Origin of the sequence: Cardiobacterium hominis (genome assembly GCF_900637305.1) — a bacterium.
Lineage (GTDB): Bacteria > Pseudomonadota > Gammaproteobacteria > Cardiobacteriales > Cardiobacteriaceae > Cardiobacterium > Cardiobacterium hominis.
The window spans coordinates 332,526-357,328 of sequence record NZ_LR134365.1 but is presented as its reverse complement, the minus strand read 5'-3'; the positions used below and the strand labels follow the sequence as shown (position 1 = coordinate 357,328).

The 24,803-nt window shown below is 57.7% G+C and carries 24 protein-coding genes and 1 pseudogene; 14 read left to right on the top strand and 11 right to left on the bottom strand.

All coding sequences use genetic code 11. The features are described 5' to 3' along the window. Positions 1-54: 54 nt before the first annotated feature. Together EL199_RS01625 and EL199_RS01620 are read right to left on the bottom strand one after the other, a co-directional pair. Positions 55-498, bottom strand: a complete 444-nt coding sequence (locus EL199_RS01625) for a pilin (RefSeq protein WP_004140954.1) — start codon at positions 496-498, stop codon at positions 55-57. 75 nt (positions 499-573) lie between these two features. Next, positions 574-1,014 (bottom strand): pilin, encoded by a 441-nt coding sequence (locus EL199_RS01620; protein WP_004140956.1) that lies wholly within the window; start codon positions 1,012-1,014, stop codon positions 574-576. 392 nt (positions 1,015-1,406) lie between these two features. On the opposite strand from EL199_RS01620, the gene EL199_RS01615 reads away from it, so the two are divergent. The 3 genes from EL199_RS01615 (at position 1,407) to EL199_RS01605 (ending at position 3,179) form a co-directional block, all read left to right on the top strand. Continuing rightward, entirely contained in the window at positions 1,407-1,850 is a 444-nt protein-coding gene (locus tag EL199_RS01615; protein WP_004140958.1) for a universal stress protein, read from the top strand. Then, positions 1,847-2,335, top strand: coding sequence for a hypothetical protein (locus EL199_RS01610; RefSeq protein ID WP_004140960.1), 489 nt, complete (start codon positions 1,847-1,849; stop codon positions 2,333-2,335). Before EL199_RS01615 ends, EL199_RS01610 begins: the two co-directional genes overlap by 4 nt. Positions 2,336-2,408: 73 nt before the next feature. Continuing rightward, positions 2,409-3,179, top strand: coding sequence for an FKBP-type peptidyl-prolyl cis-trans isomerase (locus EL199_RS01605; protein WP_004140962.1), 771 nt, complete (start codon positions 2,409-2,411; stop codon positions 3,177-3,179). Between the two features lie 351 nt (positions 3,180-3,530). Here EL199_RS01605 and EL199_RS01600 read toward each other — a convergent pair whose 3' ends face one another. The 8 genes from EL199_RS01600 to EL199_RS01565 form a co-directional block, all read right to left on the bottom strand. Next, positions 3,531-4,121: a Slam-dependent surface lipoprotein gene (locus EL199_RS01600; RefSeq protein WP_004140963.1), complete on the bottom strand. Its 591-nt coding sequence runs from the start codon at positions 4,119-4,121 to the stop codon at positions 3,531-3,533. 122 nt (positions 4,122-4,243) lie between these two features. After that, complete coding sequence (gene murI, locus EL199_RS01595; RefSeq protein ID WP_004140965.1) at positions 4,244-5,062, bottom strand: glutamate racemase; 819 nt, start codon at positions 5,060-5,062, stop codon at positions 4,244-4,246. Then, positions 5,059-5,940, bottom strand: coding sequence for a DMT family transporter (locus EL199_RS01590; protein ID WP_004140966.1), 882 nt, complete (start codon positions 5,938-5,940; stop codon positions 5,059-5,061). The genes murI and EL199_RS01590 overlap by 4 nt, the downstream gene beginning before the upstream one ends. A gap of 125 nt (positions 5,941-6,065) precedes the next feature. After that, positions 6,066-6,986 (bottom strand): protein translocase subunit SecF, encoded by a 921-nt coding sequence (secF, locus tag EL199_RS01585; protein WP_004140967.1) that lies wholly within the window; start codon positions 6,984-6,986, stop codon positions 6,066-6,068. 9 nt (positions 6,987-6,995) lie between these two features. Next, the gene (gene secD, locus EL199_RS01580; RefSeq protein ID WP_004140968.1) at positions 6,996-8,855 is read right to left on the bottom strand and encodes a protein translocase subunit SecD; all 1,860 of its coding nucleotides are present in this window, start codon (positions 8,853-8,855) and stop codon (positions 6,996-6,998) included. Positions 8,856-8,920: 65 nt separating this feature from the next. Continuing rightward, positions 8,921-9,337, bottom strand: a complete 417-nt coding sequence (gene yajC, locus EL199_RS01575) for a preprotein translocase subunit YajC (protein ID WP_004140969.1) — start codon at positions 9,335-9,337, stop codon at positions 8,921-8,923. A 46-nt stretch (positions 9,338-9,383) separates the two neighbouring features. Continuing rightward, positions 9,384-10,490 (bottom strand): tRNA guanosine(34) transglycosylase Tgt, encoded by a 1,107-nt coding sequence (gene tgt, locus EL199_RS01570; RefSeq protein ID WP_004140970.1) that lies wholly within the window; start codon positions 10,488-10,490, stop codon positions 9,384-9,386. A 48-nt stretch (positions 10,491-10,538) separates the two neighbouring features. Next, entirely contained in the window at positions 10,539-11,513 is a 975-nt protein-coding gene (locus tag EL199_RS01565; RefSeq protein WP_004140971.1) for a peptidoglycan-binding domain-containing protein, read from the bottom strand. 381 nt (positions 11,514-11,894) lie between these two features. Between EL199_RS01565 and ltnD the strand changes: the two genes are divergently transcribed. From ltnD to EL199_RS01535, 6 genes are read left to right on the top strand one after another with little or no spacing between them, the layout of a single operon-like run. Further along, the gene (gene ltnD / locus EL199_RS01560; protein ID WP_004140972.1) at positions 11,895-12,791 is read left to right on the top strand and encodes an L-threonate dehydrogenase; all 897 of its coding nucleotides are present in this window, start codon (positions 11,895-11,897) and stop codon (positions 12,789-12,791) included. A 1-nt stretch (position 12,792) separates the two neighbouring features. After that, positions 12,793-14,043, top strand: coding sequence for a 3-oxo-tetronate kinase (gene otnK / locus EL199_RS01555; RefSeq protein ID WP_004140973.1), 1,251 nt, complete (start codon positions 12,793-12,795; stop codon positions 14,041-14,043). Further along, positions 14,040-14,672, top strand: a complete 633-nt coding sequence (gene otnC / locus EL199_RS01550) for a 3-oxo-tetronate 4-phosphate decarboxylase (protein WP_004140974.1) — start codon at positions 14,040-14,042, stop codon at positions 14,670-14,672. Before otnK ends, otnC begins: the two co-directional genes overlap by 4 nt. A 2-nt stretch (positions 14,673-14,674) precedes the next feature. Further along, entirely contained in the window at positions 14,675-15,451 is a 777-nt protein-coding gene (gene otnI / locus EL199_RS01545) for a 2-oxo-tetronate isomerase (protein WP_004140976.1), read from the top strand. An 18-nt stretch (positions 15,452-15,469) separates the two neighbouring features. Next, on the top strand, positions 15,470-16,417 hold the full coding sequence (denD, locus tag EL199_RS01540; protein ID WP_004140979.1) for a D-erythronate dehydrogenase: 948 nt from the start codon (positions 15,470-15,472) through the stop codon (positions 16,415-16,417). A 3-nt stretch (positions 16,418-16,420) separates the two neighbouring features. Continuing rightward, complete coding sequence (locus EL199_RS01535) at positions 16,421-17,947, top strand: GntP family permease (RefSeq protein WP_004140980.1); 1,527 nt, start codon at positions 16,421-16,423, stop codon at positions 17,945-17,947. Positions 17,948-18,127: 180 nt separating this feature from the next. On the opposite strand, the pseudogene EL199_RS13135 reads toward EL199_RS01535, so the two are convergent. Then, positions 18,128-19,003 (bottom strand): annotated as a pseudogene (locus EL199_RS13135) (IS256 family transposase, variant Zn-binding type); the annotation flags it as partial. 112 nt (positions 19,004-19,115) lie between these two features. Here EL199_RS13135 and EL199_RS13445 point away from each other — a divergent pair. The 5 genes from EL199_RS13445 (at position 19,116) to EL199_RS01495 (ending at position 24,742) form a co-directional block, all read left to right on the top strand. After that, a complete protein-coding gene (locus EL199_RS13445) occupies positions 19,116-19,661 on the top strand; it encodes a tetratricopeptide repeat protein (RefSeq protein WP_197719348.1) in 546 nt (181 codons plus the stop codon). A 19-nt stretch (positions 19,662-19,680) separates the two neighbouring features. Then, positions 19,681-20,229, top strand: a complete 549-nt coding sequence (locus EL199_RS01510) for a vWA domain-containing protein (protein WP_040355333.1) — start codon at positions 19,681-19,683, stop codon at positions 20,227-20,229. 487 nt (positions 20,230-20,716) lie between these two features. Further along, the gene (locus tag EL199_RS01505; protein WP_004140991.1) at positions 20,717-21,628 is read left to right on the top strand and encodes a DMT family transporter; all 912 of its coding nucleotides are present in this window, start codon (positions 20,717-20,719) and stop codon (positions 21,626-21,628) included. A 407-nt stretch (positions 21,629-22,035) separates the two neighbouring features. Next, the gene (locus EL199_RS01500; protein WP_004140993.1) at positions 22,036-23,562 is read left to right on the top strand and encodes an AbgT family transporter; all 1,527 of its coding nucleotides are present in this window, start codon (positions 22,036-22,038) and stop codon (positions 23,560-23,562) included. A gap of 16 nt (positions 23,563-23,578) precedes the next feature. Then, positions 23,579-24,742, top strand: coding sequence for a M20 metallopeptidase family protein (locus EL199_RS01495; protein ID WP_004140994.1), 1,164 nt, complete (start codon positions 23,579-23,581; stop codon positions 24,740-24,742). Positions 24,743-24,803: the final 61 nt, after the last annotated feature.

Below are 24,803 nucleotides of genomic sequence, written 5' to 3'. Positions count from 1 at the left end.
CCTCGATAATAAAAAACATCCATCCTTATGGAGGATGGATGTAGATTCAGGTTATTACCTGCATACTGCAGGAAGATACATTTTACCAACGTTAGAACTGCATTCCCAAGTGTATGAACCATTGGTCTCTGTAGGAGTAAGCGTTAACGTTTTATGTTGTATTGTAGCCGCTATTCCAGACGATTTCATTGTAGCCGTAATAACACCACCGCTAGTCACTTCTACTTTTTCAACATATTTTCCGCTGATTTTAGTAGGGTCGCCCATACCTGCTTCTGTGTTATTAGATGGCCAGTCCCCTTTATTGGTTCGAGTTTCAACAACCGCGTTCTTTTGCGCATCCACTAAATTGAAAGCTTCGCCCATTTGCGCCCGCGTAACATAAATTTGATAAGCGGGAAGTGCAATAGCAGCCAACACCCCAATAATAGCAATCACGACCATCAACTCAATCAGCGTAAAGCCTTGCTGTATATTTCTTTTCACTTTAACACCCATGTATCTAGTCTATTTTATACAAACCAAAAGAAGCCACACAAAGTGTGGCTTCTTTGATTCTGCGAACCGCTAATATTAACGGCAAGAAGCAGGAAGATATTTAGCAGAAGCGTTAGATTCGCAAGCCCACTGATATGAACCTTGATCCTGCGGGTTACCTGCTACAGTACCAGTCAAGGTAATTGTTTTACCTTGAATGCCCTTAGAAATTTCAGAAGATTTCATCGTGGCTGTAATTTGACTAGCATTAACAGCAACGTTAGCAACATATTTGCCAGTAATTTGGCTTGCTGCAGCAATACCTGCTTCAGTATTGTTAGAAGGCCATCTGCCTTTGTCAGCGTAGAATTCGCTCAGGGCACCTTTTTGGCCACCAGCAAGGTTAAAACCTTCGGTCATTTGTGAACGTGCGATATAATCTTGGTAGGCCGGCAGAGCGATAGCAGCCAGAATACCGATAATGGCGATAACGATCATCAGCTCGATGAGGGTGAAGCCTTTTTGCAATTTTTTCATGAGATTTACTCCATTAGGTTTTCGGGTTTGAATTACAGCATTCGCTGCGGGTTGTAACAGCGTTTGCTGTTGCGAAGGTATATGCTTTGGCTGTGCCATGGTTATAATTTTTTTTGTTTTCATTAGGTTACACTTCGTTTTTTTGTTATGCACCGGGAAAGCGGGATTCTTTGCGGGATTTTTGGGCCACGCGCGCCCCGTTTTTTGGACGCGGGGCTTGCCGTTTTCCGTCGGTTTTGTCGATTCACGACGTCTTGCGTCGTTTTCAGACGAAATAGTGCGTTTGGGAGCGTATATCGCCGGTATTGTCGCGCCGCCGCTACAGGCCAGTTATGGTAAAGTAAGGCTGTGCCTTGTATAGAGGTGCGTTTTTCAACCGACAGGAGAACCCCATGCGCTATAAGAATGTTTTGCTTGTGACCGATTTGCGTGAAGACAGCGACATCGTCGCCAGTCGTGCCAAATGTATGTTGGAAGGCACGGATGCGAAGCTGCGTGTGCTGCACGTGATGGAGGAAACCGTCCTCACCGCGGGCTATGAGATTGTGCCGATTATCCCCATCAGTAATGAGGATGAAATTATCTCTGGCGCGCGTGAGAAGTTGCAGCAGCTGCTGGCGCGGCACAAGATCGTCGCCGACGACGCTCACGTTGAGACGGCGCTTTCTACCCGCCGCGGCATTCTCGATTATTGCGAGAAAATCAAGCCGGATCTCGTGGTTATCGGCCGCCATGTGCGCACCGGCCTGGCCTCGCTTTTGGGCGCGACGGCGGATGACATCCTGCCTGGTGTGAATTGCGATGTGCTGGTCGTCAAACTCGGCGAGCCGGTATGACGCAAAACGTCCAGCTCTGCGCAGAAATTAGTCTGCCCGCACTGCAAGCCCTGCTCGGCGAGTATGGTCTGAAGGTGGTGATGCTGCCGGATGGCGCGGATATTCCCGGCAGTTATTGGGGCGCGCCGGAAGCGGGTTTGGTGCTGGACTCTCTTTATATTCGCCCGGACACGCCGACGCATTCCGCCCTGCATGAAGCAGGGCACTGGATTTGTATGGACGAGGCGCGCCGCGCCAAGTTGCACACTGACGCAGGCGGTACTGTTCTCGAAGAATGCGCCGTCAATTTTTTGCAGATTCTGCTCGCTGAAGCCCTACCGGATGTGGGGCGCGAGCAGATGCTGCGTGACATGACCATTTGGGGCTATAGTTACCGCGAAGGTAGTGTTTATGCCTGGCTGGAAGGTGACGCCGCCGATGCTATCGCCTGGTTGCAACGTCGCGGCTTGATTGATGGCGACCGTCAAAGAATTACCCACCCGTAAAACCCGCAGCGGTGCCGCTTGTGGCATACTGCGTCCCGCTTTTTCAACCTAATCTTTCCAAGGAGAGAACTGAATGACAAACCGTAAAATCTTGCTTACTGCCGCTATTGCTGCCGTCGTTGGCAGCGTCCAGGCTGCCGATCTCAAGACGGATGCTGACAAAGTCGGCTACGCGCTCGGCGTTGATATGGGCACGACCGTCAAAGAAATCGGCACGAAAAACATCAACCTCGACGCCATCGTCGCTGGCCTGAAAGACGCTGCCGAAGGCAAAGAGCTGGCGATGAAGCGCGAAGAGATGGATCAAACCATGAAATCCTTCGCCGAAGCGCGCATGAAAGAAATGCAGGCGCAATTTGAGAAAGAAATCGCCGCCAACGCCGAAGCGGGCAAGAAATTCCTCGATGAAAACGGCAAGAAAGACGGCGTGAAGACTACCGCTACCGGCCTGCAATATAAGGTCGAGAAAGAAGGCAAAGGCGCCAAACCGACAAAAAGCGACAGCGTGACTGTCCACTACGAAGGCCGTCTGCTGGATGGCACCGTCTTTGACAGCTCCTACGAGCGCAAAGAGCCGGTGACGTTCAAGGTCACTGATGTCATCCCCGGCTGGGTCGAAGGCCTGCAGCTGATGAACGAGGGCAGCAAATATACTCTCTATATTCCGTCCACCCTCGCTTACGGCGAAACTGGCGCACCGCCGAGCATTCCGCCGAATGCCACGCTGACTTTTGACGTTGAGCTGATCAAAGTGGGCGAAGCTGCGAAAGCAGAGGAAAAGCCCGCTGATGCCAAGGCAGAAGCCAAACCCGAAGAAGCCAAGAAAGAAGAAGCGAAGAAGTAAGCGTCCTGCTACCGCATCGCAACGGCACCCGCAATGGGTGCCGTTTTTTGTTAGACGATGAATGTCTTGATAGTCGCGGTGGGGCAGGTCCCGCCCTACCGCTTGCCGGAAGCGGTGCGCTCAGCCACTCTTTATGGCGTCAAATATCCGGTTGATGGTAAAGCGTCCCTTTTTCGCCGTTCTCTCATACGGTGACTGACGCAATGCGTCTGCCGTTCTGTCTGCTTCAGCGATAGCGCATCGTGCGGTTTTTGTCCTTCTGCGTCAGTTTTGCCCACAGGGTGCAGCAGTCATGCGGGCATAAAAAAACCGGATGCCTCGGGCATCCGGTTTTTGGCGTTTGCGCCCTTGTTAGTCGCGTGTACCGCCGAAAGAGGTATTGAGGCTGCTGTCGTTGGGGAAGACGACTTGCCCGGCGGTTTCTTGAGCGTTTTCGCCGTAAAGCGCGCCTTCGTAGCGACCTTTGCTGTCACCGACGACACTTGCGGTGCCTTTGTATTCCGCGCCACGCAGTGCACCCTCTTCCAGGGTGATGTCACGACGGAAACCTTTAAAGATGATTTTTCCATCAACGGTACGCTCGCCGAAGTCCACATTCAGGGTGCTTTCGCCATTAGTCAGAACCTGATCCTTGACGGTATCCCAACGTACGGCGTTACCGTGGTAAACCGCCTTGCCACTTTGCGGGACGTTCACTGTTTTGTCGCCACGGTAGCGCAGTTCTCTTTTCGCTTTGTTGTCATCCACCCAGACGCCGTAAAAAGAGGCGTACTGGTTGTAGCCGCGCAACCTGCCGTTCGGGGTGTTAATGACGACGCTGCCTTTTTTTTCTTTGGACAGGTCAATGTGGACATCGTCCGGGGTGATGGTGTCGCTGGCGCCAGATCCGCCACAAGCGGCGAGCAGGCTGACAACAGCAGTAGAGAGCAGAATGTTTTTCATCGCTGGATTCCTCTTGAGTCGTGAAATGAGCGCTCTGGTGCGCGGCGGCATTATGGCGCGCTTTGTTGTAGAAGTTCGTGGGGATTTGGTCATTTTGTTGCAAGCGTGCTACAAGATGTTGTTCACCCCAGGCGCACGGTTTCGAGGTCATCAATGCTGCGGCCGAGGAAGCGCTCGCCGATGGCGCGGAAGCGTAGCGGGATGTCGCTGACGCAGTAGCGGTAGTGGGCGCTGTCGCCGCTTTGGCGCAGGAGGCCGGCGGCGGTCAGCGCTTGGGCGGTGTGTGCGGCGGTGGTGGTGGCGGAATCGACTAGCGCGAGGCGCGGGGCTTCTTCCCGCAGCAGCGGTTTGAGTAGCGGGTAGTGGGTGCAGCCGAGGACGAGTGTGTCGGCGTCGTCGGCGAGGATGGGTTTCAGGTATTCGCGCACGGTGAGGCGGGTGACGTCGTGCTCCAGCCAGCCTTCTTCCACGAGCGGCACCAAGAGCGGGCAGGCTTGTGACTGCACGCGCGCCTGCGGGTCATGCGCGTGGATGGCGCGGGCGTAGGCGTTGCTGTTGACGGTGGTGTTGGTGGCGATGACGGCGATGTGGTGGTTTTGGCTGGTTTGCAAGGCGGCCTGCGCGCCGGCGGTGATGACGTCCAGCACCGGCAGGCCGCGGGCCTGGGCGCGGATGCTGTCTCCCGCGACGGCGGCGATGGTGTTGCAGGCGATGACCAGCGCTTTGACGCGCTGCGCGAGGAGGTATTCAACGATTTGCGCACTGTAGGTTTCGATGGTGGCGCGTGATTTGACGCCGTAGGGGACGCGGGCGGTGTCGCCGTAGTAGATGAGGTGTTCGAGCGGCAGGCGTTCCATCAGGGCGCGGACGACGGTGAGGCCGCCGACGCCGCTGTCGAAGACGCCGATGGGGCGGTTTTGCAGGGTTTCGGGGTTGGTCATGGGGTTTTGCCAGGTTCGAGTTGGGCGATGGTCATCGCCGCGAAGAGCAGGGCGCAGCCGGTGAGCATCAGCAGGGTTACGGGTTCGTCGAGGATGAGCCAGCCGGCGGCGAGGGCGAAGATGCTTTCCATGGAGAGGATGATGGCGGTCGGGGTGGCGGCGACGTGCCGCTGCGCCCAGCCTTGCAGGAAGAAGGCGATGCCGGAGGAGGCGACGGCGGTGTAGAGGATGTCCCATTTGCTGTAGTTGAGCAGCGCCGGGTCGGTGAGCGCGCCCGCGCCTTCTGTGGCGAGGGCGGCGGGCAGGGTGAGGAGTGCGGCGACGGTGATTTGTACGGTGGTGAGTGTGAGCAGTTCGCTGCGGCGCACGGCGATGCCGTAGTAGTTGACGTAGAGCGCCCAGATGAAGGCGCTGGCGAGGGTGGCGCTGTCGCCCGCGTTCCAGTTGAGCGCGGCGCTGTCGCTGTGGATGGCGGCGAAGCAAGTCAGCCCGGCGAAGGCGAGCAGGGTGGCGAGGATGAGTGTTTTGCCGAGGCGCTCGCCGCCGAGGAGGGCGAGGAGCGGCACGAGGATGACGTAGAGGCTGGTGATGAAGCCGGATTTGCCTGCGGTAGTGTGCTCCAGTCCCCATTGTTGGCTGTACATGCCGAGAAAGAGGAGGATGCCGCAGCAGATGCCGTCGCGCAGCCAGTGTCCCCAGGCGGGGCGGCGGCACAGGGCGAGGATGGCGAGGAGGAAGGCGGCCGAGACGGGCAGTCGCCAGCTCATGAAGATAAGCGCGCTGACGGCGGTGGCGCTGTGGCGCTGGAAGATGAAGGCGATGCCAAAGAGTGCCGCGGTGAGGAGCAGCGCGGCGTGGCCGATATGGAAGCGGGGCATGGTTTGTGGTGGAGGGTTGGGTTTTACATACACGTTAAGCGCTCAGGTGTATGTAAATGGGTTTTGTCGCTGTGCGACTGGTTTGCTGCCCCACCCCAGCCCCCCATGGGGGAGGTGGCTTGGTGTTACGGCAGGTCGTCGATGGGTTTTTGGGCGCGCGGCATCAGGTCTTCGTGTTTGACGCCCATGCGGTAAACGATGGCGCTGGCGACGAAGATGGAGGAGTAGGTGCCAAAGATGATGCCGATGATCATCGCGATGGAGAAGCCGGCGAGGATGGTGCCGCCAAAGAGCGCCAGCGCAATGACGGAGAGCAGGGTGGTGAAGCTCGTTACCATGGTGCGCGCGAGGGTCTGGTTGATGGAGGTGTCGATGACGTCTTTCGGCGTGACTGCGGGCAGTTTGCGGAAGTTTTCGCGGATGCGGTCGTAGACGACGACGGTGTCGTTCACCGAGTAGCCGAGGATGGCGAGCAGTGCCGCCAGCACGTTCAGGTCGAATGTCCAGCCCATGAGTGAGAAGACGCCGGCGGTGATGATGACGTCGTGCAGCTGCGCCAGCACGGCGCCAAGGGCGAATTTCCATTCGAAGCGCAGGCCGAGGTAGATGATCATGCCGATGCAGGCGAGGCCGATGGCGAGCAGGCCTTTGCTGACGAGTTCTTCTTTGTATTGGCCGCCGACTTTGGATTGGCCGGTGAGTTTGGCGTCGGGTGCGTCGGCTTGCAGCGCGCTGACCATGTCGCTCATGGTCTGGTCGATGTTCGCGCCTTCTTGTTCGGCGAAGCGGATTTGGACGTCGCGCGAGGAGCCGTATTGGACGACGCCCGCATCCGGCACGATTTTTTCGACGACGCTGCGCACGTGGCCGATGTCCGCCGCTTGGGCGTATTGCATTTCGATGGTCGCGCCGCCGGTGAATTCGAGGCCGAAGTTGAAGCCGCGGAAGATAATGAGCAGCACGGCGGCGATGGTCAGCACGGTGGAGAACCAGAGTCCCTGCCGACTGTAGTTCATGAAGGGAATGTAGGGGAGTTTGATTTGCATGGGGTCGCCTCAGAGGTTGATCTTCGGGTTCGGCTTGCGCAGGGTGAGGTATTCGACCAGCGCGCGGGTGACGAAGATGGCGGTGAACATGGTGGTGAGGATGCCGAGCGAGAGGGTGACGGCAAAGCCTTTGATCGGGCCCGCGCCGAAGCTGAACAGCAGCACCGCAACGATGAGGGTGGTGATGTTGGCGTCCACGATGGTGGAGAGGGCGTTGGCAAAGCCCATGCGCACCGCCTGGTGGATTTCGATGTGTTCGTGTACTTCTTCGCGGATGCGTTCGTAGATGAGGACGTTGGCATCTACCGCCATGCCCAGCGTCAGCACGATACCGGCGATGCCCGGCAGGGTCAGGGTCGCGCCCAAAAGCGACATCAGCGCCAAGAGCAGGACGAGGTTCACCACGAGGGCAAGGTTGGCGTACAGCCCCAGTTTGCGGTAGTAGATGAGCATGAAGATGACGATGAAGGCGAGGCCAAGGAGCGAAGCGTTCACGCCCTGGTCGATGTTCTTTTTCCCCGCGTTCGGGCCGATGGTGCGTTCTTCGATGATGTACACCGGGGCGACGAGGGAGCCAGCGCGCAGGGTCGCAGCGAGTTTTTGCGCGCGCGAGAGCGGGGTGACGCCGGTGATTTGGAAGCGGTCGGCAAATTGGCTCTGGATGGTGGCGGAGTTCACCACGGTTTCGTGTTTTTCGACGGTGGTGACCGGGTTGCCGTTTTCGTCGTTTTTGGTGACGGGGACGTATTCGACATAGATGGTCGCCATCGGTTTTTTCAGGTTTTCGCGGGTGACTTGCGCCATTTGCGCGCCACCGGCGGAGTCAAGGACGACGTCCACCGCGATGCCTTGTTGGCTTGCCGGGTTTACGGCGGCGTCTATGATGTGTTCGCCGCTCAGCACGACTTTGCGCTTGAGGAGGATGGGCGAGCCGTCTTCAAAGTAGGCGAGTTTGCTGCCAAAGGGCGCGCGTTTCATGCGTACTGCCTGGGCGAGGTCGCCTTGTTCGTCCACGATGTAGAATTCGAGCGTGGCGGTGGAGCCGAGCATTTCTTTGGCTTTGGCGACGTCCTGGATGCCCGGCAGCTGGATGAGGAGGCGGTCGTCACCGACGACTTGAATCGAGGGTTCGGCAACGCCGAGGCTGTTCACCCGGCTGGTCATGCGTTGGCGGTTCTGGTCGGCGGCGCGGCGTTTGAGTTCGCTGATGCCCTGTTCGCTGTATTGCAGGCGGACGCGGTACTGGCCGTTTTCTTCGAGGTTCACTTGTTCGAGGCCTGGCGGCAGCAGGGTGCGCAGTTCGTCCAGCGCGCGTTCGCGGTCGCCGTCGCTGGCAAAGCTGAGGATGACGCCGCCGTTTTGGGCGGCTTCCGCGCCCTGCATCGGGATGTTGTTTTTTTCGGTGGTGGAGGTGGCGATGTCAATCAGCTCTGCCGATTTGCGCGTGAACAGTTCGTTGCTGTCAACTTGCAGGAGGAAGGAGATACCGCCGCGCAGGTCAAGGCCGAGGTTCATCGGCGAGAGGCCCATGGATTGCAGCCATTGCGGCGTGTTCGGCAGGAGGTTTACCGAGATGGCGTTGTCCGGGTATTTGCCGGTGAGCAGGTCGCGCGCCTGGATTTGCACGTCGGTCTGCGGGAAGAAGAGGTTGAGGTTCTGGCCGTCCACTTTCCAGCGGCTCGGCTCGATGTTGGCGGCGTGCAGTTGTGTGGTGACTTCCTGTGCCGCTGCGGTGGCGGCTTCCGGCGAGACAAATTGCATTTGCACGGTCGGGCTTTTGCCGAACCAGTTGGGCAGCGCAAGCAGCGCACCCAATAGGGTGATGGCGATGATGAGGGCGTATTTCCAGCCGGCGAAGGCTCTGTTCATGGTGGGGTTCCGATGGCTTGGGGACTAAAGTGAAAAGGCTGCCCTGCGGCAGCCTGCGGGGAAGTTTAGGCTTTGTCGGCGTCGTCTTCCGCTTCGTTCTTTTCGTTTTTGGCTTCGGCTTTGTCCGCCTTATCGTCGTTGGCGGCCTTGTTGCTGCCCAGCGCCGCTTTGAGCGAGCCTTTCGGCAGGATTTGCACGACCACGCCGCGCTGTACGCGAATGACGGTATTTTTCGCGATCTCCAGATCAACGGCGAAGTTGTCCAGATCCATGATGCGCCCCATGATGCCGCCGTTGGTCATCACTTCGTCGCCTTTTTTCAGGCTGGAAATCAGTAGCTGGTGCTCTTTCATTTTCTTTTGCTGCGGACGGAACATGAAGAACCACATCACGCCGATGAGCAGCACCATCATGATGATGGAACTGGCACCGCCTCCGGCTTGCGGGGCGGCTTGTGCGTAAGCGTCCTGGATGAATAGCATGGTTGTTTCCTCTCGAAATAGGTTAATGAAAGCGCGGCATTATAGCTTATGCGCCTTGGCGCCGCATGGCATAAAAGTCGTCAGCAAAGCTGGCGAAGCGCCCCTGCTCTATCGCCGCGCGCATGTCGTGCATGAGGCGGATGTAGTAGCGCAGGTTATGGATGGTGTTCAACCGCGCGCCGAGCATCTCGTTGCATTTGTCGAGATGGTGCAGGTAAGCGCGACTGTAATGGCGGCAAGTGTAGCAATCACAACCCTCCTCAATCGGACGCAGGTCGCGCTTGTGGATGGTATTGCGCAGCTTCAGCGTGCCGAAGCGGGTGAAAAGGTAAGCATTGCGCGCGTTGCGCGTTGGCATGACGCAATCAAACATATCAACGCCACGGCGCACGCCTTCGACAATATCCTCCGGCTTACCGACGCCCATCAGGTAACGCGGCTTGGTCACGGGCAGATGCGGCAGGGTGTGCTCCAGCGTCGCATTGCGCATTTCCAGCGGCTCGCCGACCGCCAGACCGCCAACGGCATAACCGGGCAGGTCAAGCGCGACCAGCCCCTCCGCCGATTCGCGGCGCAAATCGGGATAGATGCCGCCCTGCACGATGCCAAAAAGATGGTTCGGATTGCCCGCGTGCGCCGCCTTTGAGCGCGCCGCCCAGCGCAGCGAGAGGCGCATGGACTTCTCCGCCTCTTCATGCGTCGCCGGGTAGGGCGTGCATTCATCGAGCTGCATGACGATATTGGAATTGAGCGCGCGCTGCACCTGCATCGAGCGCTCCGGCGAGAGAAACACCTCGCTGCCATCAACCGGCGAACGGAAACGCGCGCCTTCCTCGGTCAATTTACGGATTTTGGCAAGGCTGAACACTTGAAAACCGCCAGAATCGGTGAGAATCGGCTTGTCCCAGTGCATGAACTGATGCAGACCGCCATGCGCGGCGACGATGTCCTCGCCGGGGCGTAGCATCAGGTGGAAGGTATTGCCGAGGATGATTTCCGCGCCCATGGCGTGCAACTCCTCCGGCGCAAGCCCCTTGACCGTGCCGAGGGTGCCGACCGGCATGAACACCGGCGTTTCCACCGTCTGCCCGTTGGGGAAAGTAATGCGGCCGCGCCGCGCGCTGCCGTCTTGCGTAAAAAGCTGGTATTGCATGACAAAAAAGGAAGGCTTGCGCCTTCCTTGTAATGAGTGGCGGCAGGATTACTGCTCGATGCCCATCGCCTGCAGCGTTTCGCGGGTAACACCGCCCACGCCGAGGTTATGCTTGCGCTGATAGGCTTCCAGCGCCTTCATGGTTCCAGGACCCAACGCGCCATCAACGGAAACCTTGTAGCCTTCCTTCTTCAGCGCGGCCTGAACCGCTTCGATGGTTTTGCTGTTCACGCTGTCGTTACACAGCACGCTTTCCCAACGTACCTGCGCATCGGCGACCTTCTCGAACTTGGTCACTTCCGCATACTCGGCCGGGATTTCCTTCTCGCGTTGCTCCGCTTCCTTCACCAGCTTCTTGACCTTGATGGTCTTGTATTCGGCCGGGACTTCGATTTCGCGGGTAGTTTCCTCGCTCACCAGTTTCTGCTTCTTCACCGTCTCGAACTTGGCTTCAACCTGGGTCGGGTTCAGGCGGGCTTCTTCCTGCACGGTCTGCTTGGTGATGGTTTCCATCTGGGCGGGAACCTCAACCATACGCAGCGCTTCGCCAGCGGATGAGAACGTGCGCGCCGGGCCTTCGCTACGCGCGGTCATGTAGGCGGGTTTGGCAACCACTTCTTCCTTCACTTCCGTATATTGCGGCGGGATGACTTCTTGCGTGGTTATCGCCGGCTCAACCTCAATTTGCTCCTCGACCGTTTCGAACACGGCGGGGACGATTTCCAGCTTCTTGCTGGCGGGTTTGATCACGACCTGCTCTTCCGTCCACTCGTATTCAGCGGGAACAATCTCGTAGGACTTGGCGGCATCCTTGATGACGACCTGCTCGGTACGCGGCTCGAACTTGGCAGGAACGACTACCAGCGCCTGGCACTCGCCCGGTTTTACTTGCGGAACAGTCAGGGCAACGCTGTCGGCAGGTGCCTGAGCAGCCGCTTCCTGGGCGGCGTTGTCATCTTGTGCTTGAGCCAGAGCGGCAATCGCCACGGAAGTCAGCAGCACAGAAATCTTACGTTTCATCATTCAAAATCTCCTGGTTACGAGGATTCACATTAAAAGTTGACGTTTTGAACTAGATAGCCGTCCAAAAATCGTCACATACTTTAGCGCAACCCGCAGACAGACGGCAAACAATTCCTGCAAAAAATGTGGGATTTGTCGCCAGAAAATCCAATCGGGTAACGAATGCGTCACTCTATACATAACTCTTGATATGTTCTTGGTGCTTCACAGCATGCCCATGCGGAATCCGCATATGTCGTAAGAGTGACAAACCACCAGAAAAATCACTTAAAAAAACAGTAAACCACAACATTCCACGCCATTTAACGTTGAAATGGTTGATTTGCCACAGATGCAGTTTTAATATCGCTCTCGTTTTTCACACATGACGAGAGGTTCATCATGACGTATGCAGTAGCAGTCATCGGCTTGGGCGCGATGGGGATGGGTGTGGCGCAGTCTTGCGTGCGCGCCGGGCTTGATACTTATGGCGTGGATTTGAATCCGCAGGCACTTGCCACGTTGCAAGCAGCGGGCGCAAAAGATGTTGCAGCTTCGGCGGAAAGGTTTGCTGACAAGCTGAACGCCGTGGTGTTGCTGGTGGTTAATGCCAAGCAGGTGGAAGCAGTGCTTTTTGGTGATGATGCACTTGCCGACAAGTTGAAACCAGGTACGGCGGTGATGGTTTCTTCCACCATCGCCGCGCAGGATGCCAAGCGTTTTGGCGAAGCACTTGCCGCACGTGGTCTCATCATGCTGGACGCGCCGGTATCCGGTGGGGCGGCGAAAGCGGCTGCTGGTGAGATGACGGTGATGGCTGCCGGCAGCGATGAGGCGTTTGCCCGCCTGCAACCGGTGCTTGATGCCGCTGCGGGCAAGGTGTACCGCTGTGGCACGGAGATTGGTCTCGGCGCAACGGTGAAAATCATCCACCAGCTGCTGGCCGGGGTACATATTGCCGCCGGGGCGGAGGCGATGGCGCTTGCTGCCAAAGCGGGCATTCCGCTGGATTTGATGTACGACGTGGTCACCCATGCCGCTGGCAATTCGTGGATGTTTGAAAACCGCATGAAGCATGTGGTCGAAGGGGATTACGCGCCGCTGTCGATGGTCGATATTTTTGTGAAAGATTTGGGTCTGGTCACCGATACCGGCAAGGCGCTGCATTTCCCGTTACCGCTGGCTTCCACTGCCTTCAATATGTTCACCGAGGCGAGCAACGCCGGTTATGGCAAGGAAGACGATAGCGCCGTCATCAAGATTTTCAGCGGCATTGAGCTGCCGAAGAAGGGAGGTTGAGATGATTCAGCTTGGCATTATTGCGGATGATTTCACCGGCGCGAGCGACATCGCCAGTTTCCTCGTGGAAAACGGCCTGCGCACCGTACAGATGAACGGTATTCCGCAGCGCCCGCTGCCGGACGGCGTGGACGCGGTGGTGATTAGTCTGAAATCGCGCTCCAATCCGGTCGATGAAGCCATCGCCCAATCGCTTGCCGCGCTGGATTGGTTGCGTGCGCAGGATTGTCGCCAGTTTTATTTCAAATATTGCTCGACTTTCGACAGCACCGCACAGGGCAATATCGGCCCGGTAACCGATGCGCTGCTGGACGCGCTTGGCGAGGATTTCACCGTCATTTCCCCTGCGCTGCCAGTCAATGGCCGCACCATTTTTAACGGCTATTTGTTCGTTGGTGAAGTGCTGTTGAATGAATCAGGCATGCGCAACCACCCGATTACGCCGATGACGGATGCGAGCCTCATCCGCCTGATGGACGCGCAAAGTCGCGGCAAGACCGGTTTGGTGGCCTGCCCGGATGTCGCGCAAGGGGCGGCGCGGGTACGCGAGCGCTTCGCTGAACTGCGCCGCGATGGCTACCGTTACGCGGTAGTGGATAGTGTCGATAACGCGCAGCTTGCGGTGCTTGCCGAAGCCTGCGCTGATTTGAAGTTGCTTACCGGCGGCTCTGGCTTGGGTGCTTATGTGGCAGCGCGTCTGTCCGGTGGCAAAAAAGGCAGCGATGCCTTTGTGCCACACAAGGCGCTGACCGTCGCGCTTTCCGGCTCGTGTTCGGTGATGACCAACAAGCAGGTTGCCGCGTATCAGGCCATCGCCCCGACCCGCTTCGTGGAAGCCGAACGCTGTATTCATGAAGGCGACGCCTATATTGAAGAACTCTACCAGTGGGCAGTCGCGCATCTAGGCGGCGAATACGCACCGCTTCTTTATGCCACCGTGCCACCGGACGAACTCAAGGCGATTCAGCAGCGCTTTGGCGTGGAAAAAGCCAGCCATGCCATTGAGCAGACGTTTGCCGCGCTCGCCGTCAAGCTGAAAGCGCATGGCGTGCGCAATTTCATCAACGCGGGCGGCGAGACTTCCAGCATCGTCGTGCAGCATCTTGGCGTGGACGGTTTCCACATCGGGCGGCAAATCGCCCCTGGTGTGCCGTGGCTGCGCGTCCTCGACGACGACCTTTATCTCGCGCTCAAATCCGGCAACTTCGGCAGCGAAGACTTTTTCGCCCATGCGCAGGGGATGTTCGCATGACCGAACTTGAGCAAAAGCAACAGATGGTCGCGCTGGCAAAATCGCTGTTCGAGCGCGGCTACAGCGTGGGCGGTGCGGGTAACCTCTCCTGTCGTCTTGAGGGGGAGCGCTTCCTCGTTACCCCGACCGGTTCTTCGCTGGGACGCCTCACGGCAGAGCGTCTTTCCGTCCTTGATGGCGACGGCAACCTGCTCACTGGCGACAAGCCGAGCAAGGAATCCGTCTTTCACCTCGCGCTGTATCGTAAAAACCCCGCCTGCAACGCCATTGTCCATCTGCACTCTACCTACCTCACCGCGCTGTCCTGCCTGCAAAACCTCGACAGCGCCAATGCCCTGCGCCCGTTTACGCCGTATTACGTGATGCGCGTCGGCGCGCTGCCGGTCATTCCTTATTACCGCCCAGGCCACCCGGATATTGCCCGCGAACTGGAAGCGCGCGCCCTTGATGGCCGCGCCTTTTTGCTTGCCAATCATGGCGTGGTGGTGACCGGGAGTGACCTCACCGACGCGGTGGATAACAGCGAGGAGCTGGAAGAAACCGCAAAACTCTTTTTCATCCTGCGCGGTGCAGATATCCGCTATCTCACCGCCGCGGAAATTGACGATCTCAAAAACCGGGGGAAATAACCATGCCCAAATTTGCAGCCAACCTCACCATGATGTTCACCGAGCGCCCCTTCCCGGAGCGTTTCGCCGCAGCCGCCGCTGCCGGATTCCGCTATGTTGAATACCTGTGGCCGTATGGCTATCCCGCCGCCGAGTTGAAAGCGCTGCTCGATCAGCACGGCTTGAAGCAGGTGCTGTTCAACACCGCAGCAGGCGACACCGCAGCGGGCGAATGGGGGCTTGCCGCCCTGCCCGGTCGCGAAGCCGATGCCCGTCGCGATATCGACCAGGCACTGCAATATGCCATTGCGTTGGCATGCCCGACCGTGCACGTGATGGCCGGTGTCGTGCCGGCAGGCGCGCGCCGTGAAGACTACTTCAATACCTTTGTCGAAAACGTCCGCTACGCCGCAGAACAATTCCGCCCGCACGGCATCAACATCGCCCTTGAAGCGCTCAGCCCACAGGTGAAGCCAAATTACCTGCTGAAAAGCCAGTACGACACGCTTGCTGCGGTGGAAGCAGTCGCACGCGACAACGTCTACATCCAGTTCGACTACTACCACGCGCAGAACGTGGACGGGCAGCTATCCGCGATGACTGAAGCGATGTTCCCACGCATCGGCCACATTCAGATTGCCGCCGTGCCGACCCGTTTCGAGCCGGACGAAGGCGAAGTGAACTACCCCTACATCTTCGCCCTGCTCGACCGCCTCGGCTATCGCGGCTACATCGGCTGTGAATACAAACCGCGCGGCAAGACCGAAGACGGACTTGACTGGTTCAAACCCTACCAATAATCACACGAGGTCATTCCTATGAATATCGTCATCACCGGCGGCGCAGGCTTCCTCGGCCAGCGTCTTGCCAAAACCCTGCTTGCCGAACGGCCGGACGCCCAGCTCACGCTGGTGGATGTCATCAAGCCGACCGCGCCCAATGGCGACGCACGCGCCCGCTGCATCGAAATGGACTTGCGTGACCCCGCGCATCTCGGCGACATCATCACGCCAGAAACCGATGCCGTCTTCCATCTCGCTGCCATCGTCAGCAGCCACGCCGAAGCCGAACCCGACCTCGGTTATGAAATCAACTTCCTCGCCACGCGCAACCTGCTCGAAGCCATCCGCCACACCAAGCCGGGCATCCGCTTCATCTTCTCCAGCTCGCTTGCCGTCTTTGGCGGCAAACTGCCGGAGGTCATCCAGGACAGCACCGCCGTCACCCCGCAATCAACCTATGGCACACAAAAAGGCATGTGCGAATTGCTGATTAACGACTACAGCCGCAAGGGTTTTGCCGACGGTATCGCATTGCGCCTGCCGACCGTCTGCATTCGTCCCGGCAAGCCGAACAAGGCCGCGTCTTCCTTCGTCAGCGGCATCATGCGCGAACCGCTGCAAGGCGAAGACGCCGTCTTGCCCGTTTCGTCCGACTTGCGCCTGTGGCTGGCAAGCCCGGATACTGTGGTTGCCAACTTCATCCACGCGCTCACCATGCCGTCCCTGCCGCCGCGCGACTGGCACGTCATCAACCTGCCCGGCTTCACCATCAGTGTGCAGCAAATGCTGGACGACCTTGCCGCCATCGCGGGTAAAGACATCCTCGCCCGCGTCAAACCGCAATTTGATGAAGGCATCAACGCCATCGTTGCCAGCTGGCCGGCCGCGATTGACAACAGCACTGCGCTGAAAGCGGGCTTCCGCGTGGACAGCGACTTCCAGAGCGTCATCCGCCAGTTCATTGAAAAAGACCTGAGGAAATAAACCATGGAAACCGCAACTCCTGCCGCGACCCTCTTTGGCTTGCCGATGTCCATCGTCGGCCTGCTCATCGCCATTTTCGTCCTCATCTACCTCGTGCTGCGTACCCGCGTCCATGCCTTCATCGCCATGCTCATTGCCGCCTCCATCGCCGGCATCTTCGGCGGGCTGAGCGCGACCGACACCATCGCCGCCATCAGCAAAGGCTTCGGCGGTACCCTCGGTAGCATCGGTATCGTTATCGGTCTCGGCGTGATGATGGGGCGTATCCTCGAAGTCTCCGGCGCTGCCGAAAAAATGGCATTCAGCTTCATCCGCTTCCTCGGCGAGAAAAAAGAAGAATGGGCGCTGGCGATAACCGGCTACATCGTCAGTATCCCCATCTTCGTTGATTCCGCCTTCGTCGTTCTCTACCCGGTCGCCAAGGCGCTTGCCAAAAACAGCAAACGCTCGCTGCTGACCCTCGGCGTCGCCTTGGCCGGTGGCCTCGTGGTTACCCACCACACCGTGCCGCCGACCCCTGGCCCGCTCGGCGTCGCCGGCATTTTCGGCGTTGACCTCGGTGCCATGCTGCTCTCCGGCATGTGCTTCGCCGTACCTTGCGTGCTCGGCATGGTGCTCTATGCCCAATGGCTCGCCAAACGCTACCCCGACTTCAACCGCGAAGCCTTCAGCGACGACGAACTGCGCGACAAACTCGATACCTACATCGAACAACAGGAAGCGAAAAAACTGCCGAGCCTGTTCCTCTCGCTCCTGCCCATCGTGCTGCCGATTGCCCTCATCTTCATCAAGGCCATTGTCGATATCGTCGCCAAGACCACGATGACTGACGAAGCGGCGCTGCAAGCCTTCCAGGCGGGCGGCCTCTACCAGACCGTCGCCTTCATCGGCCACCCGATCGTCGCCTTGGCCATCAGCGTGCTGATTGCCGTCTATACCTTGCTGCCGAAAACCAGCGCGCGCGAAACCGCCATTTATCTCGAAGAAGGCGTCACCAGCGCGGGCATTATCCTGCTCGTTACCGGCGCAGGCGGCGCGCTCGGCGCTATCCTGCGTGACAGCGGTGCAGGCAAGGAATTGGCAGAACACATCGCCAACCACCTGCCGTTCTCGCCCATCATGATTCCCTTCATCGTCGCCACCCTGATGCGCTTTATCCAGGGCTCCGGCACGGTGGCGATGATTGCCGGTGCATCCATCTCCATGCCGATTCTCGCCGAAATTGAGGGCATCAACATGCTGATGGCCGCCAACGCCGCGACCATGGGCTCGCTCTTCTTCGGCTACTTCAACGACAGCCTGTTTTGGGTGGTGAACCGCATGATGGGCATCGCCGAAGTCAAAACGCAGATGATCGTCTGGTCCATCCCGACCACCATCGCCTGGGGTATTGGTGGCGCCCTCGTTGCCCTAGCCAACCTCGTCTTCGGCAAAGGAGGCTCCATCGTCGATCCGCTGCTGCCGCTTGTCATCCTGGGTCTCGTCATGGCCTACGTCATGCACATGAACCGGCAACTGAACGCGAAATAACCCGCCAAAGCCCCGCCCCGTGCGGGGCTTTTCGCTGCAAAAACGGAGAACCCCATGAACCAACCGCACCGTCTCGGCAAAATCCTAAGCGGACTGCTCCTGCTGCTCGCCCTCGTCCCCGCCCTTGCTGCTGATTACCCACCGCCGCAAGAACAGGCGTAATGGACAAAATAGGTGTTTTTAGGCCGTCTCCTTTGTGAAATAATCTTTTATAAACCGTAGCTTACTATCCTTTTTCAAGCCCCGATGACACCGCAAAAGCTGCTTCATTTCGCTGAATTTTCCTTCCAGCAAATTGGTTGTATTCGGGATACCCAGGTCGGGAAAACACTCACAGGTAAACAACCATGGCAGATGCCGTTTCAGGCTGTTGTAGGCGGCGCACAGGCGCTTATGCGTGTAGTGTGAGTGGCCTGTTTTCTCGTTCACACTGCGTTCATTCAGGAAGACGGCGTACTGCTCGTACCAGCGCTTGAGTGCCGCTTCAAACGCCGCCTGAGTGCTCTCCGTCAGGGTCAATGACAGGACCCGCAGCGCCTGTGCTGCTGGGCTTTTAGGCTTCCTGGTCAGGTGGCGCACGATGATTTTGATTTGGTGAAACTGGCACATCTGCACGGGAATGTCCGGAAAAGAGCCCAGCAAACCGCTTTTGCCATCACAGATAATGCTTTGTATCACAACATCTTTCTCTCGCAATGCAGCGACCGCCTGCGTGTAGAGCGCATTGGTTTCCCGCTCGATTGCCGTCACTGTCAAGGCTCGCTTGCTGCGAGCGTCGTAGAGAACCATGACGCCCCATTTTCGACCGAAATAGGTGGTGTCCATGACGAGGTTAACAGGCGCCTGTGGCAGCGTGCATTCGGCCTGTGTAGCGGCTTTGGCGAGGTGGCGACGGATGGTTTTGATGCTGCATCCGTACTGCGCGGCAAGCTGTGCGGCGCTTTGCTTGCCTTCGCTGTAGCGCTGCCAAAGGGTGTTGGGATTAAGGCGTTGGCCCCCTATGAATTGGCGCTTACAGGAGCCGCAATGGTATTGCTGTTTCCCGTTATCACGATGCCCGTTTTTCTTGACCTGTTTGGAGCCGCAGAAAAAGCATTTTTTGTGTTCAAAGGTTTTGACCTCGCGTAAAGCCTTGCAGCATAAGGGCTACAGCGATTTTTAGCATGAAATTTGTCCATTACGCCAGCAAATACAAGCTGCGGCACAGGCAGGTGATGCCAGAGCACAAACCACCCTTGGTACGCTTTACAAAGAAGGTGGTGGTGTATCCCAGGACTACGGCAAAGCACGAGAATGGTATGAGAAAGCCGCTGCACAAAATCATGCTACAGCCCAATACCTACTCGGCCTCTTGTATGCCCAGGGTAGAGGCATAGAAAGGGATGACAGCAAAGCCCGTGAATGGTGGGAGAAAGCAGCAAAACAGGGCTTCCCACCTGCGCAAACCGGCATGGGTCTTCTATACACCTACGGTAAAAATGGCGTTCCGCATGACGACAAAAAAGCGCTGGAATGGTTTAAAAAAGCAGCGGCACAAAACGAGGCCTTCGCCCAATACAACATCGCCATAGCTTACGGACTTGGCAAGGGTGTACCGCGCGACTTCGACAAACAGCGTGAATGGTTGGAAAAATCCGCAGCCCAAAACTTCGCCCCCGCCGAGAAAATGCTGAAAGAACTGGACGGCATCTCAAAAGCGTATGGCAATAAATAACCAGCAAAAAGGCACATCCATGCGACGCTTACCCATCTATATCTGTGTCGATACCTCCGGCTCCATGCGCGAAGCACTCGAAGCACTCCGCTCCTGTGTACAAGTATTGATTTCAGCCATGCGTCAAGATCCATATGCGTTGGAAAGTGTTTATCTAAGCATCATCACCTACAACACCCATGCCAAAGAAGTATTGCCGCCAACACCGCTTATGGACGTTGTCGTACCAGCATTCACCAGCGGCGGAGCAAGCTGTCTCGGGGCGGCGCTCGAATGTGTCGTGCGAGCGGTTAGACGCGATCGGATTGCTGCAAACAAAGCACAGCGAAGCGACTACAAACCCATCCTTTTTATCTTCACCGATGGAACACCTAGCGACCCATTCGTTTACAACGCTACGGTTCCTATCATCAAAGCCCTGGAATTTACCAATATTGCCGTCTGTGTTGCAGGTGCGAAAGCCGATGTAGCAGTGCTTAAACAACTTACTGACCTTGTTATCTCCCTGGCTGACGACGAAGCAAGGCAGATAAAAGATTGTATCCGGTGGGTATCCTCGTCTCTCTAAAATTCCTTGGTAACAAGAATAAAGAACCGAAACAGCAGGGTTTCACATCAACTGACCGCCATTACTTCTTCGGTGGAGGCCTGAAAAGTATGCAGGGTCATACAAAACCATAGCGAATATAGTGAAAAGCTAAGTCAAAAGTTTTGAACTGGTATAGCCAATGCTCTTAATCCTTCATACAAATTTTTCCTGAATATTGCGCAAATGCGGAAAAATTGGCGTAAATATCGTATGAAAAAATAAGTTAATTAGCTATAGCGGATATTCTTTAATTATTGCGATGGGTGGGTACCGATGCTTTTCTTGGGGCAGATGGCTTGCGCGGATGTGCGTATTGTTCGCCGGGTGCATGGGGCTGTATGCTGCGCGCCAGATTTGCACCAAGAACGCTCATGAAAACCCTAACTTTCCTTGCCCATTACCTTTCTGAATCCATCGTTAACCGCGCCTGGTCAGGTGCGCTGACGCAACTGGCGCACTACTACCCATGATGCCCGCCAACACCCGTTACCACGCGCAACTCGTCGCGATGGCATTACTGTGGGGGGCGAACTGGTCTTGGGGCAGAATCGTTGTGCAAACCCTGCCGCCTCTCACTGCCGCCGCGCTGCGCTTCCTGCTTGCAGCCGCGCCGCTTACCCTCTGGCTGCTCATCAGGGAAGGACGGGGGCCGCTCAGGGCGCTGCACATACGGCAATGGCTGGGGCTCATGGCAGCAGCGGCCTGTGGCATTTGTGCCTACGCCATTTTCTTCATGCTGGCGCTGAAACATGTTCCGGCGGGCAAAGCGGCGACCATCGTTGCCCTCAATCCGGTGCCGTCCCTGCTGCTTGCGGCATGGTTGTTCAAAGAAAAGCTCAATGGCGGCATCTGCTGTGGCATGGCGCTTGCCGTACTGGGTGCGCTGACTGCCATCACGCGAGGTTACCCGCTTGCGGTCTTCGCAGGCGGTGTTGGCACTGGTGAATACCTACTTCTAACCACTGTCCTCTGCTGGACGGGTTACGCCCTCATTGGTCGCATCCTTTTGCGCGGCATCAGCCCGCTGACCACCACCACCGTAACCGTCTTCATCGGTGCACTCATGCTGTTCGCCCTGGCACTTGTCTTTGACGGTGATACCTTCTGGCAGGACGTCTGGCGCATACCCATGCCAACCTGGGGTATCCTCGTGGCAATGGCAGTGGGTGCAACCATGCTCTGCTACCTGTGGTATTTCGATGGCATCCGCCACCTCGGAGTCGGCACTGCCTCGGCATACATGGCGCTTGTGCCCGTCTTTGGAATCGGCATCGCCGCACTGTGGCTGCACGAACCGCTGCATGTCTCGCTGCTTGCAGGCGGGGTCATGGTTGTCTCCGGAATGCTGCTGATGAATTACGCGGGACGACGGGGCTGAAGGCTGCCCATATTCCGCTCGCCCGTATGCCGGGAGAAAAACACCGCCAAGCGAGGTAAAACCTGGGCTCGTCGCTAAGCGAGACAAACGCTGGGTTCGCCGCCAAGCGAGATAAACACTGGATTCGCCGTAAGCGGGATAAATGCTGGGCCCGTCGCCAAGCAAGATAAAACCTGGACTCGTCGCCAAGCGAGACAAATGCTGCGGTTAAGCAGATTCATTCTTTTCCCGCATAAACAAAGAATATAAAACCACAAGAAGAACAAAAACAAGCATAAAAAACCAAGAATTATCCATTCCTCACTAAAAAATCTTTTTTCAACCCTGAGAAGCATGCTACGCTGTCTTATCCGGATGAATCAGCGGTAACAATCCGATAAACCCCATGAAAAACAAAGAGGTATCCCATGACAGTCAGTACGTCCCGGCGCAGTCTCTTCACCCGTTTCCTTGACGGTGTGGAAAAGGCGGGCAACAAACTGCCCGACCCGGTCTTCATCTTCATCATCCTCTGCGCCATCATCCTCATCGCCTCCTGGCTGTGTGCGCTGGCGGGCGTAACCGCCACAAACCCTGCCGACGGCAAAACCATCACCGCCGTCAACCTGCTGAACCGCGAAAACATCGTGCGCATCATCGAAGATGCAGTGAAAAACTTTGCCAGCTTCCCGCCGCTCGGCGTCGTCCTCGCTGCCATGATCGGCGTCGGCGTCGCGGAAAAATCCGGCTGGTTCGAAACGCTGATGAAAGTCGCTGTCGCCCGCGCCCCCGCCAACCTGCTCATCCCCGTCATCATCTTCGTCGGCATCATGGGCAACATGGCCGCCGATGCCGCCATCATCGTCCTGCCGCCGATCGCCGCGCTGCTCTTTCTGCGCATGGGCTATCACCCCATCGCCGGCATGGTCTGCGCCTACGCTGCCTGTCTCGGCGGATTTGCCGCCAACCTCACCGTCGGCCTCACCGACGTTCTCGCGCTGACCTTCACCCAACCCGCTGCCGCCCTGATTGACGACAAAGTGCCGCTCAATGCCGCGATGAACTACTACTTCATCGCTGCCTCCACCTTCCTGCTGCTCGTGGTCGCCTGGTGGGTAACGGGCAAAATCCTCCTGCCGCGCATGGGGCAGTACACCCCGGAAGCCGGCGTGGTAACAAATGATGATGGCAGCGTCAGCCCCAGCGAACGCAAGGCCATGCGCGCAGCGAATTACACCCTGCTCGCCCTGCTCGTCCTGCTGCTCATCCTCACCGTGCCGGAAGGCGCGCTGCTGCGCAACGCCGAGACCGGCAGCCTCATTGAAAAATCCCCCCTGATGAACGGCATTGTCTTCATCATTGCCCTGCTCTTCTTCTTCCCCGGCCTGGTCTATGCCTTCGTCGCCGGCACTGCCAAAAACGGGCGAGACATATCGCGCATGATGGGCGACTCCATGGCAAACATGGGCACCTACATTGTTATCGTCTTCTTCGCTGCGCAAATGCTCGCCTTCTTCAACTGGAGCAACCTCGGCATCATCATCGCCATCAAGGGCGCGGCACTGCTGGAAGGGCAGAACGGCATCACCCTTATCCTTGGTATCGTTGCCCTCTCGGCGGGCATCAACATGCTTATTGGCAGCGCCTCGGCCAAATGGGCCATCCTTGCCCCCATTTTCGTGCCAATGATGATGCTGCTTGGCTACCACCCTGCCTTCACCCAAATGATCTACCGCGTCGGCGACTCCATCACCAACCCCATCACCCCAATGATGCCCTACATGCCGCTGCTTCTCTCCTACGCACAGCGTTACAGCAAAAACATCGGCATGGGCACCCTCATCGCCGCCCTCATGCCCTACACCATCGCCTTTGCCTTCTTCTGGACCCTGCTGCTTATCGGCTGGTACCTGATGAACTGGCAACTCGGCCCAGGCGGCTTCATTTACCTCTAAACCCAGGAAAACCACCATGGAACCATACCTGCAACAACTCACCGCATGGCGCCGTCACCTGCACCAGCACCCTGAACTCTCCTTCGAAGAAGTGGAAACCAGCCGCTTCATTGCCGAAGAAATGGGCAAACTCAAACACGCAAGCCGCATCGAACGCCTGACCCCGACCAGCGTCGTCGTCGTCTTTGCCACCGGCAAACCCGGCGCCAAAATCGGTCTGCGCGCCGACATAGATGCTCTGCCCATCCAGGAAGAGCGCGACGACCTGCCCTTCCGCTCGGTGAACGACGGCAAAATGCACGCCTGCGGTCACGACGGACACACCGCCATCCTGATGGCCGCCTGCCGCTATTTTGATGATCACTACGACCAACTTAGCGGCGAAATCCACGCCATCTTCCAGCACGCCGAAGAAAAACTGCCCGGCGGTGCGCGGGAAATGGTCGCCACCGGCTACTTCGACGATTTCGACTTCATCTACGGCCAGCACCTCTTTTCCACCTCGCCCGTTGGCATCCTTGACATCAAAGACGGCATGGCTAGCGCCAATACCGACGCCTACTACCTCACCATACGCGGCAAAGGCGGACACGCCGCCATGCCCGAAGGCAGCATTGACCCCGTCGTTATCGGCGCCCAGTTCGTCACCCTGCTGCAAAGCATCGTCGCCCGCCGCGTCTCGCCGCACGATGCCTTGGTCATCTCCAACACCGTCTTCCGCGCCGGCCACGCGCAGAACGTCATCCCCGACAGCGCCGAACTCGTCGGCAGCGTCCGTACCACCAGCGAAGAACACCGCCAGTTTGCGCGCAAAGCCATCGAAGACCTCATCAAAAACCTCTGCGCGGCAAACGGCGCGAGCTACGAACTGGATTACCAAATCGGCTACGACGTCACCTGGAACGATCCGGCGAAAACCGCCATCGTGCGCGAACTCGCCACCGCCCGCTTCGGCGCAGAACACATCGTCAGCCTGCCGGGCATGATGGGCGGCGAAGACTTCAGCGCCTTCGCCCGCTGCGCTCCTGCCACCTACGCCGTGATCGGCTCTGGCGCGCCTAACTTCGACTACCCGCATCATCACCCCAAATTTGGTCTGGACGAACGCAGCTTCGCCATCGGCCTGCAAATGATGATTGACGTCGGCATGAACAGTGTCCGCTTCAAGTCACAGATTTAACCCCCATGCCAATCACAGGAACCCCCATGACCCTCATCCGCCGTTTCCTTCTCACCCTGCC

Excerpts from the sequence above, each read along its gene's own strand:
- EL199_RS01625 (WP_004140954.1), bottom strand. The coding sequence starts at position 498 with ATGGGTGTTAAAGTGAAAAGAAATATACAGCAAGGCTTTACGCTGATT.
- EL199_RS01620 (WP_004140956.1), bottom strand. The coding sequence starts at position 1,014 with ATGAAAAAATTGCAAAAAGGCTTCACCCTCATCGAGCTGATGATCGTT.
- EL199_RS01615 (WP_004140958.1), top strand. The coding sequence starts at position 1,407 with ATGCGCTATAAGAATGTTTTGCTTGTGACCGATTTGCGTGAAGACAGC.
- EL199_RS01610 (WP_004140960.1), top strand. The coding sequence starts at position 1,847 with ATGACGCAAAACGTCCAGCTCTGCGCAGAAATTAGTCTGCCCGCACTG.
- EL199_RS01605 (WP_004140962.1), top strand. The coding sequence starts at position 2,409 with ATGACAAACCGTAAAATCTTGCTTACTGCCGCTATTGCTGCCGTCGTT.
- EL199_RS01600 (WP_004140963.1), bottom strand. The coding sequence starts at position 4,121 with ATGAAAAACATTCTGCTCTCTACTGCTGTTGTCAGCCTGCTCGCCGCT.
- murI (WP_004140965.1), bottom strand. The coding sequence starts at position 5,062 with ATGACCAACCCCGAAACCCTGCAAAACCGCCCCATCGGCGTCTTCGAC.
- EL199_RS01590 (WP_004140966.1), bottom strand. The coding sequence starts at position 5,940 with ATGCCCCGCTTCCATATCGGCCACGCCGCGCTGCTCCTCACCGCGGCA.
- secF (WP_004140967.1), bottom strand. The coding sequence starts at position 6,986 with ATGCAAATCAAACTCCCCTACATTCCCTTCATGAACTACAGTCGGCAG.
- secD (WP_004140968.1), bottom strand. The coding sequence starts at position 8,855 with ATGAACAGAGCCTTCGCCGGCTGGAAATACGCCCTCATCATCGCCATC.
- yajC (WP_004140969.1), bottom strand. The coding sequence starts at position 9,337 with ATGCTATTCATCCAGGACGCTTACGCACAAGCCGCCCCGCAAGCCGGA.
- tgt (WP_004140970.1), bottom strand. The coding sequence starts at position 10,490 with ATGCAATACCAGCTTTTTACGCAAGACGGCAGCGCGCGGCGCGGCCGC.
- EL199_RS01565 (WP_004140971.1), bottom strand. The coding sequence starts at position 11,513 with ATGATGAAACGTAAGATTTCTGTGCTGCTGACTTCCGTGGCGATTGCC.
- ltnD (WP_004140972.1), top strand. The coding sequence starts at position 11,895 with ATGACGTATGCAGTAGCAGTCATCGGCTTGGGCGCGATGGGGATGGGT.
- otnK (WP_004140973.1), top strand. The coding sequence starts at position 12,793 with ATGATTCAGCTTGGCATTATTGCGGATGATTTCACCGGCGCGAGCGAC.
- otnC (WP_004140974.1), top strand. The coding sequence starts at position 14,040 with ATGACCGAACTTGAGCAAAAGCAACAGATGGTCGCGCTGGCAAAATCG.
- otnI (WP_004140976.1), top strand. The coding sequence starts at position 14,675 with ATGCCCAAATTTGCAGCCAACCTCACCATGATGTTCACCGAGCGCCCC.
- denD (WP_004140979.1), top strand. The coding sequence starts at position 15,470 with ATGAATATCGTCATCACCGGCGGCGCAGGCTTCCTCGGCCAGCGTCTT.
- EL199_RS01535 (WP_004140980.1), top strand. The coding sequence starts at position 16,421 with ATGGAAACCGCAACTCCTGCCGCGACCCTCTTTGGCTTGCCGATGTCC.
- EL199_RS01510 (WP_040355333.1), top strand. The coding sequence starts at position 19,681 with ATGCGACGCTTACCCATCTATATCTGTGTCGATACCTCCGGCTCCATG.
- EL199_RS01505 (WP_004140991.1), top strand. The coding sequence starts at position 20,717 with ATGATGCCCGCCAACACCCGTTACCACGCGCAACTCGTCGCGATGGCA.
- EL199_RS01500 (WP_004140993.1), top strand. The coding sequence starts at position 22,036 with ATGACAGTCAGTACGTCCCGGCGCAGTCTCTTCACCCGTTTCCTTGAC.
- EL199_RS01495 (WP_004140994.1), top strand. The coding sequence starts at position 23,579 with ATGGAACCATACCTGCAACAACTCACCGCATGGCGCCGTCACCTGCAC.